The sequence below is a fragment of the Streptosporangium sandarakinum genome, from assembly GCF_050942225.1.
GTDB classification, from domain to species: domain Bacteria; phylum Actinomycetota; class Actinomycetes; order Streptosporangiales; family Streptosporangiaceae; genus Streptosporangium; species Streptosporangium nondiastaticum.
The window spans coordinates 5,313,483-5,328,800 of the sequence record NZ_CP192034.1 but is presented as its reverse complement, the minus strand read 5'-3'; the positions used below and the strand labels follow the sequence as shown (position 1 = coordinate 5,328,800).

14 protein-coding genes are annotated in these 15,318 nt (G+C 71.1%); 10 read left to right on the top strand and 4 right to left on the bottom strand.

The window, feature by feature from the left end:
- The first annotated feature begins 140 nt into the window (after positions 1–140).
- On the top strand, positions 141–1,028 hold the full coding sequence (locus tag ACQP10_RS24885) for an isocitrate lyase/PEP mutase family protein (RefSeq protein ID WP_433539796.1): 888 nt from the start codon (positions 141–143) through the stop codon (positions 1,026–1,028).
- On the opposite strand, the gene ACQP10_RS24880 is transcribed toward ACQP10_RS24885, so the two are convergent.
- Positions 1,022–1,537: a DinB family protein gene (locus ACQP10_RS24880; protein WP_433539795.1), complete on the bottom strand. Its 516-nt coding sequence runs from the start codon at positions 1,535–1,537 to the stop codon at positions 1,022–1,024. The two genes, ACQP10_RS24885 and ACQP10_RS24880, sit on opposite strands and share 7 nt — an antisense overlap.
- Positions 1,538–1,721: 184 nt before the next feature.
- On the opposite strand from ACQP10_RS24880, the gene ACQP10_RS24875 reads away from it, so the two are divergent.
- From ACQP10_RS24875 to ACQP10_RS24865, 3 genes are all read left to right on the top strand, one after another.
- Positions 1,722–2,192: a VOC family protein gene (locus tag ACQP10_RS24875; RefSeq protein ID WP_433539794.1), complete on the top strand. Its 471-nt coding sequence runs from the start codon at positions 1,722–1,724 to the stop codon at positions 2,190–2,192.
- Between the two features lie 116 nt (positions 2,193–2,308).
- Positions 2,309–2,650: a VOC family protein gene (locus tag ACQP10_RS24870; protein WP_433539793.1), complete on the top strand. Its 342-nt coding sequence runs from the start codon at positions 2,309–2,311 to the stop codon at positions 2,648–2,650.
- A gap of 138 nt (positions 2,651–2,788) precedes the next feature.
- Complete coding sequence (locus tag ACQP10_RS24865) at positions 2,789–4,198, top strand: WGR domain-containing protein (protein ID WP_346022669.1); 1,410 nt, start codon at positions 2,789–2,791, stop codon at positions 4,196–4,198.
- Between the two features lie 173 nt (positions 4,199–4,371).
- Here ACQP10_RS24865 and ACQP10_RS24860 read toward each other — a convergent pair whose 3' ends face one another.
- Positions 4,372–4,956, bottom strand: a complete 585-nt coding sequence (locus ACQP10_RS24860) for a GNAT family N-acetyltransferase (protein WP_179827699.1) — start codon at positions 4,954–4,956, stop codon at positions 4,372–4,374.
- A gap of 128 nt (positions 4,957–5,084) precedes the next feature.
- Positions 5,085–5,444, bottom strand: coding sequence for a hypothetical protein (locus tag ACQP10_RS24855; RefSeq protein WP_389996138.1), 360 nt, complete (start codon positions 5,442–5,444; stop codon positions 5,085–5,087).
- 111 nt (positions 5,445–5,555) lie between these two features.
- Between ACQP10_RS24855 and ACQP10_RS24850 the strand changes: the two genes are divergently transcribed.
- The 3 genes from ACQP10_RS24850 to ACQP10_RS24840 all read left to right on the top strand — a co-directional run bounded on the left by ACQP10_RS24850 (position 5,556) and on the right by ACQP10_RS24840 (position 7,605).
- Positions 5,556–6,209, top strand: coding sequence for a response regulator transcription factor (locus tag ACQP10_RS24850; RefSeq protein WP_346023226.1), 654 nt, complete (start codon positions 5,556–5,558; stop codon positions 6,207–6,209).
- Positions 6,206–7,291 carry an ATP-binding protein gene (locus ACQP10_RS24845; protein ID WP_433539792.1) on the top strand — a complete coding sequence of 362 codons (1,086 nt, stop codon included), beginning with the start codon at positions 6,206–6,208 and terminating at the stop codon, positions 7,289–7,291. Before ACQP10_RS24850 ends, ACQP10_RS24845 begins: the two co-directional genes overlap by 4 nt.
- A gap of 176 nt (positions 7,292–7,467) precedes the next feature.
- Positions 7,468–7,605, top strand: a complete 138-nt coding sequence (locus ACQP10_RS24840; protein WP_433539791.1) for a hypothetical protein — start codon at positions 7,468–7,470, stop codon at positions 7,603–7,605.
- A gap of 22 nt (positions 7,606–7,627) precedes the next feature.
- Here ACQP10_RS24840 and ACQP10_RS24835 read toward each other — a convergent pair whose 3' ends face one another.
- Positions 7,628–8,374 (bottom strand): serine/threonine-protein kinase, encoded by a 747-nt coding sequence (locus ACQP10_RS24835; protein WP_346022658.1) that lies wholly within the window; start codon positions 8,372–8,374, stop codon positions 7,628–7,630.
- 1,371 nt (positions 8,375–9,745) lie between these two features.
- Here ACQP10_RS24835 and ACQP10_RS24830 point away from each other — a divergent pair.
- The 3 genes from ACQP10_RS24830 to ACQP10_RS24820 all read left to right on the top strand — a co-directional run bounded on the left by ACQP10_RS24830 (position 9,746) and on the right by ACQP10_RS24820 (position 15,301).
- Positions 9,746–10,585, top strand: coding sequence for a TolB family protein (locus ACQP10_RS24830; protein ID WP_433539790.1), 840 nt, complete (start codon positions 9,746–9,748; stop codon positions 10,583–10,585).
- A gap of 80 nt (positions 10,586–10,665) precedes the next feature.
- The gene (locus ACQP10_RS24825) at positions 10,666–11,040 is read left to right on the top strand and encodes an effector-associated constant component EACC1 (RefSeq protein ID WP_433539789.1); all 375 of its coding nucleotides are present in this window, start codon (positions 10,666–10,668) and stop codon (positions 11,038–11,040) included.
- Positions 11,030–15,301: a caspase, EACC1-associated type gene (locus ACQP10_RS24820; RefSeq protein WP_433539788.1), complete on the top strand. Its 4,272-nt coding sequence runs from the start codon at positions 11,030–11,032 to the stop codon at positions 15,299–15,301. Before ACQP10_RS24825 ends, ACQP10_RS24820 begins: the two co-directional genes overlap by 11 nt.
- The last annotated feature ends 17 nt before the right edge of the window (positions 15,302–15,318 follow it).

Below are 15,318 nucleotides of genomic sequence, written 5' to 3'. Positions count from 1 at the left end.
CGGCCGCGTGACGGCCTCCCGGAGGCGGAGAAGGACTCCTCCGGCCCGAGGGCGGTGAACGCAGCGCGCGGCGCCGGTCCTTCTGATGAGGTCCGAAAGCCGCCAGCCCGCACCCGAGCCGAGTTGGTTGGCTGTCCCGCATGAAGTTCTCACACCGTGACAGGGCCCTGCGTTTCCGCGAGTTGCACACCGGCGGCCGGGTGCTGGTTCTGCCCAACGCCTGGGACGTCGCCAGCGCGTGCCTCATCGAGGACGCCGGGGCTGACGCGATCGCCACCACCAGCGCGGGCGTCGCCTGGAGCCTTGGCGCCGCCGACGGGAACCGGCTCGGCCGCGACCGTGCCCTGGACCTCGTCGCCCGCATCGTCTCCGCGGTCGATGTCCCCGTCACCGCCGACATCGAAAGCGGCTACGCGAGCGACCCGGACGGGGTGGCCGAAACCGTTCGGGGTGTGCTCGCCGCGGGTGCCGTAGGAATCAATATCGAAGACGGCCATGCCCCGGTCCCGCGACTGCGGCCGGTCGAGGAACAGTGTGAGCGGATCATCGCCGCCCGGCGGGCCGCTGACGCCGCCCATGTGCCGATGTTCCTCAACGCGCGCGTCGACACCTACCTGCTGGCCGTCGGTGATCCGGCCACCCGCCTGCGGGACACCGTGGACCGTGCGGTGGCCTACGTCGGCGCGGGTGCCGACGGGATCTTCGTGCCGGGGGTCACCGATCCGGAGACGGTGTCGGTTCTCGTCCGGGAGGTTCCGGTGCCGCTCAACATCATGGCCGGTCCGGGAGCACCAGCGATCGGTGAACTGGCTGAGCTCGGGGTCGGTCGCGTCAGCCTTGGCCCGGCGATCGCACTCGCCACCCACGCTCTCGTCCGGCGCGGCGTCCGAGAGCTGCTCACCGCCGGTACTTACACGGCCTTCACCGAGGCGATGGACTACGGGGAGGTCAACGCCCTCGTGGATCACCCAGGAGAGACCGATGACCGGCCGCTTCTCGTTGCGAAAGAGGGAGTGGGGGCTCAGTAGTAGCCCTTGGTGCCGTCGAGCAGTTCCCTGACGGTGTCGAGGTGGCCCACGTGCCTGGCGGTCTCCTCGACCATGTGGATCAGCATCCAGCGCAGGGTCGCGCCGGCCGACCGGTAGTCGGGGTGCTTGCCCACGTCGTCCAGCGAATGAGCGGCGATGATCTCGTTGGAGATCCGGCACTGCTGTTCGAACTCGTCGAGCAGCCGGGCGAGCGGGACACCCTCGACCCGCATGTCGGCGTCCTCCACGTCCTCGTCGAACTGCGGATTGCCGTCGGACGGGCGGCCCAGGAAGAGGACCTCGAACCAGCAGTGCTCGGTCCAGCGCATGTGGGAGACCAGCCCGGCCACCGACATCAGCGGCGAGGCGGGCAGCACCGACCGGTACGCGTCCTCCTCCGGCAGCCCCTCGCATTTCCACCGGACGAGCGCGCGCTGCATGTCGAGCCAGCCGACGAGCTGGGTCCGCTCATCGGCGACGAAGGGAGGACGAACGCGAGGAAGTGTCATGGTCGCCGACCATACTTCGGTCTCCCACGACGACGCACCACGTTTTGGCCGGGGGTCGGTTCCCGCGCCCGCCGTACCGGACGAGGCGCGTGTTCGGAGCCTTCAGGGTGCCTGGGCGCGCGGCGAGGGGGGAGACGGACGGCTGTTTGACCTTCCAGCGGCTGGAGACTCGACGATGTGCCGCATGGACTCGATCCCCGCGGAGATCAGCCGCGACATCTACGGCATGCCCGCCTTCGTCTCACTGACCGTCGCCGACCTCGACCGCGCGGTCGACTGGTACGTGAACGGGCTGGACTTCATATCGCTGTTCACCGTGCCCGGACCCGGCGGTGAGCCCGCGCTGGCGCATCTGCGCCGCTGGCGGTACCAGGACATCCTGGTACGCCCCGGCAAGGCCGATCCGGGGGAGGGATGGACGATCGGGGTGATGGCCGAGCTGGAGCAGCTCGACGCGCTCGCCGAGCGGGCCCGCGCCCACGGCGGCGGTACGGTCGACGGCCCCGCCGACACCCCGTGGAACACCAGAGACCTGCGCGTCACCGACCCGGACGGATACACCGTCGTCTACACGGCCCGGCGCGCGGAGGGCGACCGCGACGCGCGCTTCAACGCGATGATGGAGGAGGAGGCCCGCCGGCAACTCGGCGGGTGAGGTTGAGCATCGGCCCCCGGGGCTCCCTGCCCCGCAGCCGCATAACGGCGTCCGAGGGGTTTCGGGCGCTGTCAGAATCGGTGCCGACGGCACCTCAGTCGCGTACGGAGGGCGGCATGGCACAGGACCTCTTCGTCGGCATCCCCGTCACCGACTACGCCGCGGCGTTGCCGTGGTACGAGCGACTCTTCGGCCGGCAGCCCTCGTTCCTGCCGAACGACGTCGAGGCGGTGTGGGAGGTGGCCGAGAACCGGTACGTCTACATCGTGCAGGACCCGGAACGGGCGGGGAACGCCCTGGTGCTGTCGTTCGTCGACGACCTGGACGACCGGGTCGCCGAGATCGCGCGGCGAGGCGTCGAGCCCGCCAGGCGCGAGACGTACGACGGCGGTGTGACCAAGGTGACCTACCGGGACGCGGAAGGCAACGAGATCAGCTTCGGCGGCGTTCCGGGATGACGCCCCCCTCGGGCCTGATCGCGGAACGCTGGAGATCGAAGGCGTCCTTTCCGCGAGCCCGAGGCCGCGAAACTGTCGTCGCGGTGCTCTAGCCTCCCGACCAGTTGATCGAGCTGGGCTTACCGGGAGAAAACGGCTATGACGTACCTTGAGCTGTCCGAGGACGGCGGCGGAGCGCACAAGTTCTACGAGGCGGCCGTGTCCGGGACGCAGGTGACGATCACGTACGGGCGCATCGGCGAGGCGGGGCAGACCAGGGTCACGGACTTCCCGACCGCGGAGAAGGCCCAGGCCGCGGCGGCCAAGAAGATCGGCGAGAAGGTGCGCAAGGGCTACGCGCCCGCCGTACGCGGGATGCGGCAGCGCAGGCCCGTCACCCGCAGGACCATCGTCAGCACCCGTTCCACCGCCCGGCAGGCGCCGGTCCTGTGGCGCTTCGACAGTGGTTCCGCCGCGTTCGGCATCTTCGTGGACGAGGAGCGCTGCTGGGTCGGAAACCAGCGTGGCGACGTCTACACCGTCACCCACTCCGGCACCGTGACCAGCCGTTTCCGGTTGCCGGAGGGCGTCAAGTGCATCGTGGCCGACGACTTCTGGATCTACGCGGGCTGCGACGACGGCACGGTGTACGACCTGAGCGGCAAGGTGCCGAGGGCGGCCTACGAGATCGCCGCCGACGTCGACATCTACTGGCTCGACATCCACGACGGCGTCCTCGGCGTCTCCGACCGGGCCGGACGGATCACCACGATCGACTACGAGGACGAGCTCCAGTGGGCGCGCAAGGGCCGGGGCGACTCCGCATGGATGGTCCGGTGCGACGAGGACGCGGTCTACCACGGCCACTCGGACGGCGTGGCGCGCTACGACGCCGACGGCACCCTCGTGTGGCAGACGCCGGAGGTACGGGACGTGCTGTTCGGCTGGCAGGAGCGGGACGCGGTCTACGCCGGCACCGCCCGCCGTACCGTCCACCGGCTCGCCAAGAGCGACGGCCGCGTCGAGGCCGTCTACCGGTGCGACGGGCCCGTCTACTCCTGCGCGACCTCGCCCGGGGGCCGCTACGTCTTCGCCGGGGACAGCCACTCGTCGGTGTACTGCTTCGCCGCGTCGGGGGAGCGGCTGTGGAAGCTCGGCACCGGCTGCGGGTCGGCCTTCTCCATGCAGTTCTTCGACGAACGCCTGTACATCGTCACCACCGACGGCTCCCTGGCGTGCATCGACGCGAGCGAGGCGGCGATCGCCGCCGCCTGCGAGGGCAGTGTGCCCGAGCGCGTCGACGTGAAGGCGGCCGCCTCGCTCGCGGCGGTGGAGCCGTCCGTCGTGCTGGAGACGGTCACCCATCCCGGGGACGGCGTGGTCGTGGAGTGCGTGCGCGAGGGCGAGCGCCTGCGCGTCCACGTGGTCAGCCCCGGTTACGAGTCGTGGAACGTGCAGTTCCCCAAGGCCGTCCGCGAGGCGGGCGCCCGCTACCTGGTCGAGGACGTGCGCCCCTCCGGCCGGGGCGGCTTCTACCGCGCCTACGGCGAGATCAGGCGACTGGTCTGAGCCCTCGTCCGGAGCCGGGATCCTCACGGCCCGGACGGGCGGGCGTGTGGCCGGGCGGCGGGATCACGCCCGGTGAGACGGCGACGAGGTTCCCATCGGGACCTCGGCCTCGCGCCCCACGAAAGCGAGCCGTGACCCCGGAGGCGAGATGCTCCGGGGTCGAGGAACCGTCCTCAGCTCGCCGACCCGGCCCGTTCCGCGGTCACCTGTGCTTCGCGCGCCCGCCATTCCTCGGCCAGCACCGACCAGACCTGGATGTCGATGCGACCGCCGTCGCCCGGATACGCCTGGCGCAGGGTGCCGTCGAGAGACATGCCCAGCCGCTTCGCCGCGTTGATGCTGCGGGTGTTGCGCGCGTTGGTCCGCCACTCCACGCGCTGGATGCCGCGTTCCTTCACGGCCCAGCCGATGATCTGTTCGATGGCGCGGGTGACCAGCCCGCGCCCCTCGGCGGCGGGCTCCAGCCAGCAGCCCGCCTCGCAGACGCCCAGTGCGGGGTCGAACGACACGAACAGCACGCCGCCGACGAGCGTGCCCTCCAGCCAGATCCCCCAGATGCCGCCCGAGTCCCGCGACCATCTGTCGGCGTAGCGCTGCAGCAGGGCGCGGGCCCCGGCGACGTCGGAGGCCGCGAACAGCGGCGACACCCACGGCGTGATGTGCTCGCGCGCCCGGTCCAGGTGGGCGAGGAACTCCTCGGCCCTCCAGGGATCGAGCGGCCGCAGCTCGGCGTGCTCGGTGAGCGGCAGGGCGAACATCCGGCCTCCTGGGGTCATGACGGGCGTCGGGTACGAACGCTAACGGATCATGACCCTGGAGGACACCGGTTATGACGCCCGCCGTCCCGGTGCCACCATCGTGCCGGACCGGTCCTCCTCCCAGGACCTCAGAAGGGAGGCGCCGGGGCGGGCGGCGCCGCGGGCGCGCCCGGCGGCCGGGAACCCGCCGGCAGCAGCGGCTCGCAGGCCTTCACCGCCGCCCCGTACTTCCGGGACATGACGTCGACGCGTTCTCCCCTGATGTCGAGGTTGACCAGCCCGTCGGAGGAGAACGAGACCTCGGGGAAGCCGGGCAGCCCGTGCGAGCGCATGCACGCGGTGAACCTCCCGGCGCCGGCGGGGTTCCCGGGCGAGGCGGCCGCCACCCCGCCCCTTCCCGCCGCGAGCACCGCGAGCATCACCGCGAGCGCCGCCGCGGCGAGCACCGCGGCGGTGAGAACCCTCCTTTTGACCGTCGAGTCGAACATGATCGCTCCTTTCGGTTCCGTCGGTGCGTCCAGACAAGCCGAGGGCCGGTTACCGGACCGCAACGGCGACGGTCACCCCGCTGTAACCGGGTGACGAGGATGCTGGAGATCATGAGGGTGCTGATCGTCGAAGACCACGAGGAACTGGCCCTGACGGTGGCCACGGGGCTGCGCCGTGAGGGCATGGCCGTCGACGTCGCACTGGACGGCCACGCCGCGCTCGACCGCGCCTCGGCCAACCACTACGACGTGGTCGTCCTCGATCGGGACCTGCCCGGCCTGCACGGCGACGAGGTGTGCAGGTCGCTGGTCGGCGCCGGTCACCCGGCGCGGGTGCTGATGCTCACCGCCGCCGGGACGATCGACGACAGGGTGACCGGGCTGGGCATCGGCGCCGACGACTACCTTCCCAAACCGTTCGCCTTCGCCGAGCTGGTCGCCCGGATCAGGGCGCTGGTCAGACGGGCCGGCCCGGTGCTCCCGCCGGTGCTCGCCCGTGGTGGCCTGCGGCTGGATCCGGCCACCCGGATCGCCACCCGTGACGGGCGCCGGCTGCCATTGAGCCCCAAGGAGTTCGCCGTGCTGGAGCTGCTCCTGGCGGCCGGAGGCGCGGTGGTCTCCGCCGAGCAGCTGCTGGAGCGGTGCTGGGACGAGTTCGCCGACCCGTTCACGCAGACCGTGAAGGTGACGATCAGCAGGCTGCGCCGTAAACTCGGCGACCCGCCGCTGATCGAGACGGTCCCGCAGGCCGGATACCGGATATGAGGTGGACGGTACGGCTGCGCCTGACCCTGCTCTACAGCGGCCTGTTCCTGGTGGCGGGAGCGCTGCTGGTCGCGCTCATCTACGTCCTGGTGGAGTTCTCCCCCTTTCCCGGTCCGCCGGCCGCTCCCGCGTCGCCCGGCGGGCCCGTGCCGTCCGTACGGGCGCCCGGGCTGGAGCAGACCGGCCACCTGCGCCGGCTGCTGGTCAACTCCCTGATCGCACTGGTGGTCATGGCGTTCGCGGCGATGCTGCTGGGCTGGCACATGGCCGGCCGTGTGCTGCGGCCGCTGGGGGAGATGACCGCCACGGTCCGGCGCATCACGGCCGACCGGCTCGACCGGCGGCTGGCCGCGTCCGGACCGGACGACGAGCTCAAGGAGCTGGCCGACACCTTCGATGAGCTGCTGGACCGGTTGGAGGCCGCGTTCACCGCGCAGCGGCGGTTCGTCGCCAACGCCTCCCACGAACTACGCACCCCGCTGACACTGCAGCGGGCCATGGCCGAGGTGGCACTAGCCGACCCGGCGGCCGACACGGAGTCCCTGCGGAAGGTCCTGGAACGTGTGCTGGTCGCGGGCAGGAACCAGGAGAGGCTCATCGAGGCCCTGCTCACGCTGGCCCGCAGCCAGCAGGGCCTGCAGCACCGGCGGTCCTTCGACCTGGCCGAGATCGCCGGTCAGGCCATCGGTCACCGCGACGATCAGGGGCCTCGCGTCGAGTCCGTCCTGCGGCAGGCTCCCGGCCACGGCGATCGCGCCCTGGTCGAGCGCCTGGTCGGCAATCTGCTGGACAACGCTCTGCGGCACAACGTGCCCGGTGGGTGGGTGAGGGTGGAGACCGCCGTACGGTCCGGACGTCCCACCCTCCGGGTCTCCAACAGCGGCCCGGTGATCCCGGCCGACCGGCTGCCCGTGCTCCTGCAGCCCTTCCAGCGCCTGGAGGCCGGCCGGAAGGCCGGTGGTGAGGGCCTGGGGCTGGGCCTGTCGATCGTGGCCGCCATCGTCGAGGCGCACCGGGGCACGCTGGAGATCCGTCCCCTTCCGGCGGGAGGACTCGACGTGAGCGTCGTCCTCGGTCCCTGACCAGAGGGGAAACGCCCAGGTAAATGTGGCTTCATACCGATACATGGGGTAGACAGGGAGAGCAATCTCCCCCGTCCGGCTCACGGCCGCCACCCCGCACCCGCCGACAGACGCGGAGGAACCCGCGCCCGGCGTCCGGCCGGAGCGTCCGATGACCAACCGGAAGTCGATCCGTCATGAGCACACACGTCCACGTCCGCCTCAACCATGGGCTGTCCATGAGCGAGGACGGTGAACTGGTCCGGCTGTCACGCTGCCGGTGCGGCGCCGCATGGACCACCACCTACTGGGCCGAGGAAGTCGACGCGGAATAGTCCGCCCCCGAGGCGTCCCGGCTCAGCTGGTGATCGCCATCATCACCTCGGCGGCCGTCGGCCGGTGCCGGGGATCTTTCGCCAGGCACCGCTCCACCGCGCCGCGCAAGGCCGGGGGCAGCACCGACAGGTCCGGATGGTGGCCGACGAGCATCCGGTGGACCTGCGGCAGCGACCCGCCCTCGAAGGCGTCCCGGCCGGTGGCGCCGTAGAGCATGGTCGAGGCCCAGCTGAAGATGTCGGAGGCCGGGCCGACCCGCTCGCCGGAGATCTGCTCCGGCGACATGTACGGCAGGGTGCCCCTGAGGTTGTCCGCCGAGGCCATCGCCATCCGGTCCAGCGCCCCGGCGACGCCGAAGTCGATCACCCGGGGCCCGTCCGGGCCGAGCAGGACGTTGGCCGGCTTGAAGTCCCGGTGCACGATACCCGCGGCGTGGATCCCCTTGAGCGCCGCGATCGTCCCGATCGCCAGCCGGGTCAGGCTGTCGCCGTTCCGGGGACCCTGCTCGTAGACCAGCTTGGCGAGAGAGGGCCCCGGCACGTACTCGGTGACGATGTAGACCAGGTCGTCCACGACCCCGGCGTCGAGGATCCGCGCGGTCGCGAAGGGACGCACCCGCCGGGCCATCTCCGCCTCCCGGAGGAAACGCTCGCGCTGACCCGGGCCGCCGACCAGCCTGCCGTGCAGGACCTTGACCGCCACGGACTCGCCGTTCGGGCCCTTCGCCAGGTAGACGGAGCCCTGCCCGCCCGAGCCGAGCTGCCGCACCGGCAGGTACGGCCCGATCGGCGGGAACGGGACGGGCGCCGGACCGCCGGGCGCGATCCGCGGGGGCGGGGGCGTACCGGGGGGAGGCGGCGGAGCCGGAACGTTCCGCGGGGGAGGGGGCGCGCCTCCCGACGGCGGCGGAACCGGCGTGCTCCGCGAGGGCGAGGGCGTCCTCCGCGAAGGCGGATGCACGCTTCGCGGGGGAGCGCCTCGTGAAGGCGGAGGTGCGCTCTGCAAGGGTGCGCTCTGCGAAGGCGGAGGCGCGCTCTGCGGGGACGGAGCCGGGGAAGCCGCCGGGGGCGGGGGAACCACCGGATGCGGGACGGCGGACGCCCGGGAGGCCGGCGGCTGAGGCGGCGGCGGGGGATACGCCTGGCCAGGAGGCGAGGGGTTACGCGCCGCGTGTCCTGGGCGGTGGAGATGTCCGGAGTCGTCGGGGTGTCCGGGGTGCCCGGGACGGCCCGGAGGCTCGAAGCGTGCCGGACCCGGGGGGCGGGGACCCGGCGGGGGTCGCCGGATCGCCGTGGGCGGGCGGCCGCCGGGCGCGAAGACGGCGGGTCGCAGGAACAGCGCGTGCGCCGTGCCGCCCAGCCAGCCTACGAAGGCCCATATCACCGTGGCTGCGACATACCGGACGCCTCCGCCGCCGGGGAGGCCCGCGGCGACGAAGTAGACCAGCAGTAGCAGGCCGTACGCGCCCGCGGCGAGGGCCGCCGTCCGGCTGCGGAGCCGGGCGGCGGCGTGGCCGATGACGAAGGGGGTGGCGAGCCCGCAGGTGTACAGCGGAGCGAACGCCCAGGCGAAGCTCAGCGGCGTGCTCCGCGGTGCGGGGCCACCGGGCGCGCGTCCGCCGAACCTACCGGGTACGGGCGGCCCACCGGGGGCGCCGGGCGCGGGCCGGCCGGCGCCGCCGTGATGGGGAACGGGGGGACCGCTGGCTGGGGGCACCTTGTGAATGATACGGCTCGTGCCCCCGCCGGGGCCTGCTCACGGCCTGTTCGGCGCGCTGGCCGTCCGGCTCGGTCCGGGCCAGGGGTGGGCAGACGGCCGGCGGGTGCCCCCCCCCCCCGGGCACGGAGCCCGGCTCAGTCTCGCCCGGAATCCGGCGGGGGAGAGGGCGCGTGCCGTCACGCGGGCCCCGCAACGGTACGCCATCGGGCGCGGCGTCTCCAAAAGGGTGCGGGACGCCGGACAAGGAATTCGGGCCTATTCCGCTCCGGACGTCTGCCCTACGATGCGGTCATGATCGGTGGGGGTGGCGTGAAAGCCCTCTGCGTATTGTTCGCCCTCGGTTTTTCATGCGCCTCGCCGCCCGCACGCGGGGATCCGTCCCCCGTCGGCGCGGCGCAGGACCATTTCAGCCTCCCCGGAGTGGTGGCCACCCTGCATGAAAGGGCCGATGACCCGGTGTGGGTGACATCCTTCACCCTCTACGGAAAAGGGGAAACATATCTTCGCACCCTCGCCGGGGGCAGCTTCGGGAGGGAAACGGCGTACAAGGACCTGGTCGCGAGCCACGCGGGGAAGTACGCGGCCGGAGTTCTCAAGCCGTCCAAAGGGCGGACCTCCGTCAACCTGATCGGCTTGTTCTACGCCGGACCCACCCCGGTGCTGATCGTCAGGCGCCCGCTCGACGCCAAGCTGCCGTACTGGTCGAGGGATGGGAAGGTCCTGGTGCTCACCGTCCACCGCGACGGGACGACCGTCGGCTTCGCCACCGTCGGAACCACCTACCCGATTCAGCGGACGGCACGGGTCGTCATGACTCCCGGCGTGGACAGGGACGCCTCCTTCAGGTGGGCGCCCGACGGCCGGAGTCTCGTAGCCGACCATGGGTCCGGGGTGAGGACCTACCGCACCGACGGCCGGGTTCTCCGCACGCTCGGCGGCGTCGGCCCTCTCGGCGGCGGCGAGGACGTCTTCTCTCCTTCGGGCCGGAAACTCCTGACCGGGTGCCCCTACGGTGACGACGCGCCCGCCTGTATGTGGGACGCCGTAACCGGCAGGCCCCTCGGTCGCATTCCCGCCAAAGTCGAAGGGACGGAGGGATGGTGGGACGAGAACAACCTCATCGTCCTGACGAAGAAAGGGACCGCCTATCAGGTCGTGGTCATCGATTCCCGGGGGACCGTCCTCCGCGTGCTAGCTGACATGTCCAAGACGGCCAAGGAGCAGAACAGGATTTATTTGAGCTACACGCCGAAGGAATAAATTCGTGATCTCCGCGGTGCCGCCCGGTCGACGCCGACCCGCGTCATTTCGTGAAACGAAGCGAGCAGATGTGAGGGGCCATGGACCTGACGGTGACGGTGACGGAGGGATCTTCGGCGGAACTCCGTGATCTTTATCGACGGCTCACGGAGGAGGCGAGGTTCCGCGGGCGTGTCCGGCTCGGCGAGGGGCCTCCCGCGCCGGGCACACTCGGGCCGGTGGTGGAGGCCGTCCAGATCCTCCTCGGCACGGGGGGAACGGCCGGTGGCGTGGTCGGCATCGTGATCACCTGGCTCCGTCACCGCTCGGGGGAGTTCACCGTACGGCTCACAAGGGGCGACAGGGAGGTGGAGATCTCCGGCAGGGGAATGCGGACGTTGCGCTCCGAGGAACTCTCCGAGCTCATCGGACGGGTGACCGCCGCGCTGGACGAACAGGCCGCCGATGACGAGTGAGTCGCCCGGTCTGCTGCGCTCCCCGGGAGCGCGGGCTCTCCTCGTCGGATCCGGCCGCTACGACACCGGATCGCTGCTCTCCCCGGTGCCCGCGGTCGAGGCGACCCTCGCCGGCCTCGCCGACTGTCTCACCGGGCCGGCCGGCCTCGACCCCGGCGGCCTCACGGTGCTCGCCGATCCCTTGGACCCGATGGCACTGGCCGCGGCGCTGGCCGAGGCGACCAGGGACGCGACCGACGTCTTCCTGTTCTGCTACGTCGGCCACGGCGTCCTGAACGCGCGCGGCGACGAGTTGCATCTCACCACCCGGGCGACGATGAATCCCACCGACGCCGTGCCCTTCATGGAGACCTTCTCCTACTCGGCGGTCAGGGAGGCGCTGTCCCGCTGCCCCGCCGAACGGGTCGTCACCATCCTCGACTGCTGCTTCTCGGGACGGGCCGGCGCTCCCCGAGGGGGCGCGGCGGGCCGTACGTTCGACAACACACGCCTGCCGGGGGGCTACCTGCTGGCGTCGAGCAGCGACGAGTCGGTGTCGTTCGCTCCCGTGGGAGAGACCTACACCGCGTTCAGCGGTGAACTCATCCGCCTGTTACGGGAGGGGGATCCCACCGGTCCCGCCCAGTTCACGCTCGACCATCTATACGTGGCGTTGTCGCGGGCCATGGCCGCCAGAGGATTTCCCCGGCCTCACCGTGAGGTCGCCGACCTTGGGGATCAGGGACCGTTCGCCCCCAACCCCGCCTACCACCCGAAGATCCTGGCGGCGCCCCCGCCGGTGCCCCAGGACGACTCCGTCAGCCCCTACCGTGGTCTCGGGGTGTTCGGCCCCGAGGACGCGGATCTCTTCTTCGGCAGGGACGAGCTCACCGAGACGCTGACCGGGCGCGCACTCGCCGACGGGCTCCTCGTGGTGACCGGTCCATCGGGCTCGGGCAAGTCCTCACTGCTCCGGGCGGGGCTCATCCCCGCGCTCCAGCGGCTCGACGGTCGGCCGTGCATGATCATGGCCCCCGGCACGGATCCGCTGGGCGAACTGATCCGCAGCCTCGCCCCCGCCCCCACCGGCGACCTGCGCGAGCGGCTGACAGGAGATCCCCGGCTCCTCCGCGAGCTGGTCGCGTCCGAGACGGAGCCACGGACGGTCATCGTCGTCGACCAGTTCGAGGAGGTCTTCACCGCGCCGATCGACGAGACCGAGATGGCCCTGTTCATCCGTGTGCTCACCGAGCTCTGCCGGGGGTACGACTCTCCCGCCCTGGTCGTACTGGGCCTGCGGTCGGACTTCTTCGGCCCGGCCACCAGATTCGGCGAACTGCAGGAGGCGCTCTCCCGTCCCGTGCTCGTCACCCCGATGACCGCCGAGCAACTGCGCGAGGCGATCGAGAGGCCGGCGGAACTCGCCGGCCTCTCCTTCGAGGCGGGGCTGGTCGATCTTCTGCTGGAAGATCTGGGAACGGGCACGTTGCCGCTGCTGTCGCACGCGCTCCTGGCCACCTGGCACCACCGGGTGGACGGGGTGCTGACGCTCGCCGGCTACCGGACGGCCGGCGGGATCAGACGATCCCTGGCGCAGAGCGCCGACGAGACTCTCCAGGATCTGGACGAGGAGGGCCGGGAGTTCGCCAGAAAGCTCCTGGTGGAACTCGTCCGGGTCGGTGACATCGCTGACACCCGCCGGCGGGTTCCGGTGGCCGAACTGGCGGCTGGAGAGGGGAGGGACATCCTCGCGAGGCTCGTCCGGGCGCGGCTGGTCAACGTGGACGGCCAGACGGCGGAACTCGCCCATGAGGCGCTCATTCAGGCGTGGCCGAAGCTGCAAGGGTGGATCACCGAGGACCGCACCCGGATCCTGGTCCGCCAGCAGCTCCACGAGGACGCCCGCGCCTGGGAACGCCAGTCCCGCGACCCCGCCTATCTCTACTCCGCCACCCGGCTCGCCGCGGCCCGCGACGCCCTCGCGGGCGGGGCGGACCCGGGCGCGCCGCTAGTTCAGAGCTTCCTGGACGCCGGGGCCCGGCAGGAGAACCGCCGACGTAACGTGGTCAAAGGAGTGATCGCCTCGTTGGTCACGCTGCTCCTGATCTCCGTGGTGGCGGGAGTCACGGCATTCCTGCAGAGCCGGGAGACGGCCCGGCAACGTGACACGGCACTGTCGGGGCGCATCGCCGAGGCGGCGAACAGCGTGGCGGACGAATCCCTGGGAGCACAGCTGAGCGTGCTGGCTTTCCGGCTCGGCGACACGGCCGAGGCGCGAGGCGCGCTGCTGACCGCCGCCCACAGGAATCCGGGCGTGCGGCTTCTCGGACACACGGCGACCGTCTGGCGGGTCCGGTTCAGCCCGGACGGCCGTACCCTGGCCACGGGATCCTGGGACGGTACGGCGCGGCTGTGGGACGTGACCGACCCCTTCCGGCCGGCCGCGCTCGGCGTCATGAGGAGCGCCGGGGGCGGCAGGGTGCTGGGTGTGGCCTTCGCGCCGGACGGGCGGACGGTGGCCACCGGTTCCACCGATGCCACCATCCGTCTGTGGGACGTGACCGACCGCGTCCATCCACGTCAGGTCGCCCTCGTCGACGTGGGGAACCGATTTGTCACCGGGCTCGTCTTCGGCTCCGACGGCACCACTCTCGCGGCCCTTGTGCGGCCCAAGGACGTCAGACGCTCCGAGCTGTGGCTGTGGGAGGTCGATCGGCGGGAGAATCCCATGGAGCGCTCCAGAACCCGGCTGCCGGCCTACTCGGACAAGGCGATCGCCATGGGTGCGGATGATGTGGTCGCGGTCGGTGGCTACGACGGGAAGACCCGGTTGTGGGACATCAGTGATCCGGGGGCGCCTGCCTTGCGCGCCACGGTCGGCAAACACACCGACGCAGTCATCGACGTCTCATTCGGTGCCGGAGGGAGGCGGCTCGCCACCGGATCGCTGGACAAGAGCGTGCGGTTGTGGGATGTCCGCGACCTCGCACGTATCAAGGAGATCGCCGTGCTCAGCGAGCACACCGACGGGGTACAGAGCGTCGCCCTCAGCATTGACGGGCGTTCGCTGGTGACGACCGGGGGCGACTACACGATGAGGATGTGGGATCTCCAGGATCCCGCCCACCCGGTCGCCACCGCCGCGACCGGCCATTTCGCGATTCCCCGTGACGCGGTCTTCGATCCCGGTGGCACCGTCGTGGTCAGCGGGTCCTCGGACGCCAAGGTCCGGTTGTGGCGTTTCCCGCTCACGGGTGAGGGCCAGATGAACCACGGCGGCATCGTCCATGTTGCGTTCGATCCCCGAGGGAGCCTCGTCGCCACTCCGTCGTACGACGCGTCGGTGGGACTGTGGGATGTGAGGGACATCCCACGGCCCCGCCTGGTGGCGACCCTCAAAGGGCATGACACCTCTGTGCAGGGGGCGGCCTTCAGCCCCGACGGGCACATCCTGGTGACGGCCGAGCAGCACGGCGAATCGCGACTGTGGGATGTGACGGACCCCGCGAACCCGGTGGTGCTCAACATCCTCCACAACAGAGGTGACGACTACGTGAGCGCCGTGTCGTTCAGCCCGGACGGCCGGTTCATCGCGCTCTCCTACGGTGATCGGGTAAGGCTCTGGGACGTCTCCACACCCTCGAGGCCGAAGCTCGGGGCGCTCATCCCGGCCCACGAGGAGTTCGTGAACGATGTCGTCTTCAGCCCGGACGGGCGCCTTCTGGCCACGGCGTCGGGGGACTTCACCGCCAAACTGTGGGATGTGAGCGACCTCGCCCGACCTCGGATGCTCTCGGTTCTGCAGGGACACACGTTCAGCGTGAACGCGCTGGCCTTCAGCCCCGACGGGCGGACTCTGGCAACCGGCTCGGGAGACGCCGCCGTCCGCCTGTGGGACGTCGGCGTCCCCGCGAAACCGGCACCCGTCGCCACCCTGAAGGGGCATCTCAACGGGGTCCTGGCGCTCGCCTTCAGCCCGGACGGAAAGTCTCTGGCGACCGGTTCGTCCGACACCACGACACGCCTGTGGGATGTCGCGGACCGGCGGAGTCCCCATGCGTCGGCGGTGCTCAGACAGCACAGGAACTTCGTCGGCTCGGTCGCCTTCAGCCCCGACGGCCGGTCACTCGCGACCGGATCGCAGGACTGGACCGCCAGGATCCTGCAACTCGACGCCGAGCGCGCCGCGCGCCGGGTGTGCGAGGTCTCCGGGGCTCCGATCACCGAGGCCGAGTGGGATCAGTATGTCTCCGAACTCGACTACTCTCCGCCCTGTTCCTGAACGGGCGAGGCGGCCGG